This window comes from uncultured Pseudacidovorax sp. (genome assembly GCF_913773995.1).
GTDB lineage: Bacteria > Pseudomonadota > Gammaproteobacteria > Burkholderiales > Burkholderiaceae_C > Xenophilus.
This window is the reverse complement of record NZ_CAJYES010000137.1, coordinates 1-4,903: the sequence shown is the minus strand read 5'-3', so window position 1 is coordinate 4,903 and position 4,903 is coordinate 1. Positions and strand designations below refer to the sequence as shown.

The following is a 4,903-nucleotide window of genomic DNA, read 5'->3' as shown; positions in this document are numbered from 1 at the left end:
AGGTGTACTTCCTGCACAACGAGGTCGAGACCATCGAGAACCGGCGCCAGAAGCTGCAGGAGATCCTGCCCGAGGCGCGCATCGCCGTCGCCCACGGCCAGATGCCCGAGCGCGAGCTGGAGCGGGTGATGCGCGACTTCGTCGCCCAGCGCTTCAACCTGCTGCTGTGCTCGACCATCATCGAGACCGGCATCGATGTGCCCAGCGCCAACACCATCGTCATCAGCCGCGCCGACAAGTTCGGCCTGGCGCAGCTGCACCAGTTGCGCGGCCGCGTGGGCCGAAGCCACCACCAGGCCTATGCCTACCTGATGGTGCCGGACATCGAGGGCCTGACCAAGCAGGCCGCGCAGCGGCTGGACGCCATCCAGGCCATGGAAGAGCTGGGCTCCGGCTTCTACCTGGCCATGCACGACCTGGAGATACGCGGCGCCGGCGAGGTGCTGGGCGAGCACCAGAGCGGCAACATGATGGAGATCGGCTTCCAGCTCTACAACGAGATGCTGGCCGAGGCCGTGGCCTCGCTCAAGGCCGGCAAGGAGCCCGACCTGCTGGCGCCGCTGTCGGCCACCACCGAGATCAACCTGCACGCCCCCGCACTGCTGCCCGACGACTACTGCGGCGACGTGCATCTGCGACTGTCCTTCTACAAGAAGCTGGCCACGGCGCGCACCACGGACCAGATCGACACCCTGCTCGAGGAACTGGTCGACCGCTTCGGCAAGCTGCCACCGCAGACGCAGACGCTGATCGACGTGCACCGCCTGCGCGTGCTGGCGCGGCCCTACGGCGTGACCAAGGTGGATGCGGCGCCGGGCGTGATCAACATCAGCTTCAAGCCCAACCCGCCGATCGACCCGATGGCCATCATCGGCCTGATCCAGAAGAACAAGCACATCAAGCTGGCGGGCAACGACAAGCTGCGCATCGAACGCGAGCTGAAGGACCCGAAGGAGCGCGCGCAGATGGTGCGCGACGTGCTGCGCTCGCTGGGGCAGCCGAAGACCGAGGCGATCGCGGCCTGAGCGCCAGCGCCCTTCCTGCCCTTCCTACAATCCGCCGCCCTTTTTCGACCCTGCTGCTCTCTTCGCCCATGACCGCTCCCGCCACCGAACACGCCCCCGGCCTCGTCCTGCGCGGCGTCACGCCGCCGCTGCGCCTCGCGGACTTCGGCTTGATCGCCTTCGACATGGACTCGACGCTGATCACCATCGAGTGCATCGACGAGATCGCCGATGCGGTGGGCAAGAAGGCCGAAGTAGCGGCCATCACGGAGGCGACGATGCGCGGCGAGATAAAGGACTTCAAGGAAAGCCTGCGCCGCCGCGTGGCCCTTCTGCAGGGGGTGCCGGTGGGCGCGCTGCAGGAGGTCTACGACCAGCGGCTGCGCCTGTCGCCGGGCGCGCCGGAACTGGTGGGAGCGTGCCGCGAGGCGGGGCTGAAGGTGCTGCTGGTGTCCGGGGGCTTCACCTTCTTCGCCGACCGCGTGAAGGCCCGGCTGGGCATCGACTTCGCGCGTTCCAACCTGCTGGAGGAAGACGACGGTCACATCACCGGCCGTGTGCGGGCGCAGGACTGGGGCGACATCTGCGACGGTGCCGAGAAGCGCCGGACGCTGCTGGAAGTCGCCTCGCTGCTTCGCCTGTCACCCGCCCAGACCATCGCCGTGGGCGATGGCGCCAACGACCTGCCGATGATGGGCGAGGCCGGCCTGTCGGTGGCCTTCCATGCCAAGCCGAAGGTGCGCGAGCAGGCCATGGTGGCCATCAACGACGGTGGGCTGGACCGACTGCTGGACGTCGTGCAGCCCTGAGCCCGGGCACCGTCACGCACGCAGCTAACATCGCGCGCTCGCGGCCTCTGCGGCCATCCTCCCTCAGCCTTTTCCTTCCCCGCCTCCATGAACCGTACCGACGACATCGGCAAGTTCCTCCTGCGCGCCACCCTGGGCGTGCTGATCCTGCTGCACGGCATCGCCAAGCTGCCCAAGGGTGTCGATGGCATCGGCCACATGCTGGCGTCCCACGGGGTGCCTTCTGTGTTGGCCAACCTCGTCTACGTGGGCGAGATCGTGGCGCCCGCGCTGCTGATCGTCGGCTTCTTCACACGCCCTGCTGCACTGGTGATCGCGATCAACATGCTTGTCGCCATCTGGCTGGTGCACATGGGCGACGTGGGCAAGTTCAGCGCCAACGGCGGCTGGGCGCTGGAGTTGCAGGGCATGTTCCTGGCAGCGGCACTGACCATTTCGATGATTGGCGGCGGCCGCATCGGCGCGGGTGGGCGCTTCAACTGAAGGCCGCTGCCGCGGGATTGTCGGGACGGGGTTCTCCGACAACTCCGCAGACCCCCGCGCGCCTCAATCGTCATCCGACGCGTCCAGTCCAGGAAACAGCACCTCGGTGAAACCGAAGCGGGTGAAATCCCGCACGCGCATCGGGTAGAGCTTGCCGATCAGGTGATCGCATTCATGCTGCACCACCCGGGCATGAAAGCCCTCGGCTTCGCGGTGGATCGGATCGCCGTACGGGTCGAAACCCTGGTAGCGGATGTGCTTCCAGCGCGGCACCACGCCGCGCAGCCCGGGCACCGACAGACAGCCCTCCCAACCCTCTTCCTCCCCGTCCCCCAGTGGCTCGATCACCGGATTGAGCAGCACCGTGCGGGGAACGACGGGGGCGTCCGGATAGCGCGGGTTGGGCGCGTCGGTGCCGAAGATCACCAACTGCAAATCGACGCCGATCTGCGGCGCCGCGAGCCCAGCGCCATTGACTGCGCGCATGGTCTCGAACATGTCCCGCACGAGCAGGTGCAGTTCGTCGGTGTCGAAGGCGGTGACGGGTTGGGCGATGCGCAGCAGTCGCTGGTCGCCCATCTTGAGGATTTGCCGGATGGTCATGGGCCGATTCTGCCGATGCCCGCGACCTTTCCCCGCTGGATCCGCTCTTCAGCAGCCACCAGCCCAGACACGCGCGATCAGGGCGTGTTGCCCGAGTCCTGCCGCGGCACCGGAATGACCGTGCCGCTGCCCACCCGCGGATCGACGAACGGCACACCACCCGGCCCGCGACCACCACCCGGATTGCCTGCGCCGGGGCCACGTGGCGGAACCACCGGCACAGCGCCCGGCAGTTGCGCCTGCGGCGGTGCACCGCGCCATCCACGGTTGCCGCGGTCTCGGTCGCCATCCCGGCGTCCGTCACGATCACGGTCGTTCCAACCGGGACGCCCACCGTAGTAGGCCGGCGGATAGGGTGCGGGTGCCACCGGCCGGCTGCCCCAGTAGCGCGGACTGGGTTCGCGGTACACATCGACGCCGACATAACCGCCCGGCACCACGGCGGGCTGGCCGTAATACGGTTGCGCGGGATAGGCCGGATAAGCCGCTTGCGGATAGGTCTGATAGCCCGGATAGGTGGTGGCATACCCCGGAGCGTCATAAGCGGCGCAGCCACCCAGCAGGATTGCCACACCCAGCGCCAAAGCGCCAGCCCCACCACGTCTGAAGTTCTTCGTCATCGTTTGTCCTCGTGGCCGCAGCCATGGATGTTCAACGCGGTTGGAGCCCGGATGCCGACGAGGGACTCCCTTTACACGGGTAACGCCCCGTAAGAGTCAGCGCACGGACCATAGCAATCGGGCTGCCGTCAGGCCGCTGCCAACAGCGCGAGCATGCCTGCTTCGTCCAGCACCTCGACGCCCAGCTCGCGCGCCTTGTCGAGCTTGCTGCCGGCAGCCTCCCCGGCCACCACATAGTGCGTCTTCTTGCTGACCGAGCCGGCCACCTTGGCGCCAGCCGCTTCCAGCTTTTCCTTCGCGTCCTCGCGCGAGAGCGTAGGCAGCGTGCCTGTGATGACGAAGGTCTTCCCCGCCAGCGGGAGTGCGGCGCGCGGGGCGGGGTCGCCTTCCGGCCACCGCACGCCACAGGCCCGCAGTTGCTCGATCACCTCGCGGTTGTGGGGCTGGGCAAAGAAGGTGTGGATGGCTTCGGCCACGATGGGGCCGACGTCGTTGACCTCCAGCAACTGCTCGACGGTCGCGTCCATGATGCCGTCGAGCCTTCCGAAGTGACGCGCCAGGTCCTTGGCCGTGGTCTCCCCCACATGACGGATCCCCAGGCCATACAGGAAGCGCGGCAGCGTGGTCGTCTTGGACGCCTCCAGCCCCTCCAGCACGTTCTGCGCGGACTTCTCGGCCATGCGGTCCAGCGCCGCCAGCGCCGTCAGGCCGATGCGGTAGAGGTCGGGCAGCGTCTTGACGATCCCGGCATCCACCAGTTGATCGACCAGCTTCTCGCCCAGGCCCTCGATGTCCACAGCCCGGCGCTGCGCGTAATGAAGAATCGCCTGCTTGCGCTGCGCGCCGCAGAAGAGCCCGCCCGAGCAGCGGTGGTTGACCTCCCCCTTCTCCCGCACCACCGCGCTGCCGCAGATGGGGCACTGCCGCGGCATGCGGAAGTTGGGCACGTACGGCTCGCGCGGGGGCAGCCGCTGGCTTTCGCCTTCGCCCACCGCTTGGTCGATGGCAGCCTCGCTGTCGGGGCCCTCGGCCCGCGCCGTCGCGACACCGGCCGGCGGCACGCGGCCGACCACCTCCGGAATCACATCGCCGGCGCGGCGGATGACGACCATGTCCCCCACGCGCAGTTCCTTACGCCGCAGCTCGAACAGGTTGTGCAGCGTGGCGTTGGAGACAGTGGTGCCCCCCACGAACACCGGGTCCAGCCGCGCCACCGGCGTCAGCTTGCCGGTGCGGCCGACCTGCACGTCGATGTCCAGCATGCGGGTCATCTGTTCCTGCGCCGGGTACTTGTGCGCGACGGCCCAGCGCGGCTCGCGCGAGACGAAGCCCAGTTGCCGCTGCAGCGCCAGGCTGTTGACCTTGTAGACCACGCCGTCGATGT

At 68.0% G+C, this 4,903-nt stretch carries 6 protein-coding genes; 3 read left to right on the top strand and 3 right to left on the bottom strand.

Annotated elements, in window-relative coordinates:
* From QZ772_RS12970 to QZ772_RS12960, 3 genes are all read left to right on the top strand, one after another.
* Positions 1-1,025, top strand: a 1,025-nt coding sequence (locus QZ772_RS12970) for a TRCF domain-containing protein (protein ID WP_295526811.1), incomplete at its 5' end; no start/stop codon positions are given.
* A 68-nt stretch (positions 1,026-1,093) separates the two neighbouring features.
* On the top strand, positions 1,094-1,813 hold the full coding sequence (serB, locus tag QZ772_RS12965; protein WP_295526808.1) for a phosphoserine phosphatase SerB: 720 nt from the start codon (positions 1,094-1,096) through the stop codon (positions 1,811-1,813).
* Between the two features lie 87 nt (positions 1,814-1,900).
* Positions 1,901-2,296: a DoxX family protein gene (locus tag QZ772_RS12960; protein ID WP_295526805.1), complete on the top strand. Its 396-nt coding sequence runs from the start codon at positions 1,901-1,903 to the stop codon at positions 2,294-2,296.
* Between the two features lie 63 nt (positions 2,297-2,359).
* Here QZ772_RS12960 and def read toward each other — a convergent pair whose 3' ends face one another.
* The 3 genes from def to QZ772_RS12945 form a co-directional block, all read right to left on the bottom strand.
* The gene (def, locus tag QZ772_RS12955) at positions 2,360-2,899 is read right to left on the bottom strand and encodes a peptide deformylase (protein ID WP_295526803.1); all 540 of its coding nucleotides are present in this window, start codon (positions 2,897-2,899) and stop codon (positions 2,360-2,362) included.
* A gap of 77 nt (positions 2,900-2,976) precedes the next feature.
* Positions 2,977-3,519, bottom strand: a complete 543-nt coding sequence (locus tag QZ772_RS12950) for a hypothetical protein (RefSeq protein WP_295526800.1) — start codon at positions 3,517-3,519, stop codon at positions 2,977-2,979.
* A gap of 128 nt (positions 3,520-3,647) precedes the next feature.
* Positions 3,648-4,903, bottom strand: a 1,256-nt coding sequence (locus QZ772_RS12945) for a helix-hairpin-helix domain-containing protein (protein WP_295526796.1), incomplete at its 5' end; no start/stop codon positions are given.

Coding starts and splice junctions, on each gene's coding strand:
- serB (WP_295526808.1), top strand. CDS start 1,094: ATGACCGCTCCCGCCACCGAACACGCCCCCGGCCTCGTCCTGCGCGGC.
- QZ772_RS12960 (WP_295526805.1), top strand. CDS start 1,901: ATGAACCGTACCGACGACATCGGCAAGTTCCTCCTGCGCGCCACCCTG.
- def (WP_295526803.1), bottom strand. CDS start 2,899: ATGACCATCCGGCAAATCCTCAAGATGGGCGACCAGCGACTGCTGCGC.
- QZ772_RS12950 (WP_295526800.1), bottom strand. CDS start 3,519: ATGACGAAGAACTTCAGACGTGGTGGGGCTGGCGCTTTGGCGCTGGGT.